Consider the following 241-nt stretch of genomic DNA (forward strand, 5'->3'; position numbering starts at 1 on the left):
GTCATGGAATATGCACCTATTTTTATTTTTTCTTTCATTGGTGGCGCGTTAGCAGATCGCTGGAACCCGAAAAGAACAATGGTTGCTGGGGATGTGTTAAGTGTACTGTCTATTATAGGGATTGTTTTATTGTTAAAGATTGATTACTGGCAGGCAATATTTTTTGCGACACTCGTTTCCGCAATTGTAGGTCAGTTTTCTCAGCCTTCATCTTCACGCATATTTAAGCGCTATGTAAAGG

At 39.4% G+C, this 241-nt stretch carries 1 protein-coding gene; it reads left to right on the plus strand.

The window, feature by feature from the left end; translation table 11 throughout:
- On the plus strand, positions 1-241 hold a 241-nt coding region (locus JDS96_RS31475), incomplete at both ends, for an MFS transporter (RefSeq protein WP_374221032.1).

Source organism: Bacillus cereus group sp. N21 (assembly GCF_016483395.1).
In the GTDB taxonomy this organism is placed as follows: domain Bacteria; phylum Bacillota; class Bacilli; order Bacillales; family Bacillaceae_G; genus Bacillus_A; species Bacillus_A pseudomycoides.